Here is a 1340-nt window from a genome sequence, read left to right on the forward strand (position 1 = left end):
AGCCGGCCAGGCCCAGCCCGAGCACGGCCGCCCCGGCGAGCAGGGCACGGCCCCGGGGCGGGCGCAGCCGCGCGTGCCGTCGTGGGGTGTGGGTGGTCATCGGGGACCCCTTCCGGTGCTCGTACGGGCCAGGTCCCCCTGCAGCTGGTGCAGGCCCACCAGCATCGCCTCCAGCGCCAGCAGGGGGGTCACGTTCTCCCCGATGCGGGTGCGCGCGGTGTCCACCTGCTCCAGGCAGAGCAGCAGCGCGTCGGCGCTCGTGGTGCCCGCCAACCGCTGCAGGTCCCCGGCGTCCTGCGGGTTCACCAAGTCGATCCCGCTGGCCCCGACGGAGACCAGCAGCGCGTCGCGGTACACCGAGGCCAGGTCCACCAGCGTGCGGTCGATGACGTCACGCACCCGCCGCGTGGCACGCGCCTTCTGCTCCTTGGCCAGCTGGTTGAGCTGCCCCCGGATCGCCGGGGGCTGCGTGCGCGCAGTGGGGTCCGCGCCGTTGAGGCGCAGCAGCTCCTCGCGCTCGGCCACGTCGCGCTGCTCGGCCTCGGCCGCGGCCTCGCTGGTGGCCACCTCGTGCAGGGAGGCCGCCTTGCGCAGCGCCGAGCCGAGCCCCTCCAGCTCGAAGGGGATGCGGGTCACCGTGTGGCGCCGGGCCCGCGCGGACTCGTCGCGGGCCAACCACCGCGCCACCCCGATGTGGGACTGCGCCGCCCGGGCCGCGTAGGCCGCCATCGCGGCGTCCACCCCCTGCGACTCCAGCAGTGCCGCGACGGCCTCCACCGGCGGGGTGCGCAACGAGAGGTGCCGGGAGCGCGACCGGATGGTGACGATGACGTCCTGCGGCGAGGGGGCGCACAGCATCCACACCGTGCGCGGGCTGGGCTCCTCCAGCGCCTTGAGCAGGGCGTCGGCGGCCTGCTCGGTGAGCCGGTCGGCGTCCTCGATGACGATGATGCGCCAGGCCCCCACGGACGGGTGGTGGGCCGCGGTCAGGGCCAGCTCGCGCGCCTGCTTCACCGGGATGCTCAGCCCCTCGGTGTTCACCACCTCCACGTCGGCGTGGCTGCCGTCCAGCGCGGTGCGGCACTCACGGCACTCCCCGCAGCCGCCGTCGGGGCAGAGCAGGGCGGCGGCGAAGGCGCGCGCCGCGGTGGACCGGCCGGACCCCGGAGGCCCGGTGAACAGGTAGGCGTGGGTCAGCCGCGCCGGGTCGGCCACCGCGGCGGCGAGCCCGGCGGCCAGCTCCTCCTGGCCCACCAGCGAACCCCAGACGCCGTCACGCACCGGCGCCTCCCAGCAGGGCGTCCACGGCCCCGGCCACCTCGGCGGCCAGCTCGGCGGCC

1 protein-coding gene is annotated in these 1340 nt (G+C 76.6%); it reads right to left on the reverse strand.

From position 1 onward, the window contains the following. Window positions 1–96: 96 nt before the first annotated feature. Window positions 97–1281: a DNA polymerase III subunit delta' gene (locus HMPREF3099_RS08860; protein ID WP_070705629.1), complete on the reverse strand. Its 1185-nt coding sequence runs from the start codon at window positions 1279–1281 to the stop codon at window positions 97–99. Window positions 1282–1340 lie beyond the last annotated feature (59 nt).

Source organism: Kytococcus sp. HMSC28H12 (assembly GCF_001816045.1).
GTDB lineage: Bacteria > Actinomycetota > Actinomycetes > Actinomycetales > Dermatophilaceae > Kytococcus > Kytococcus schroeteri.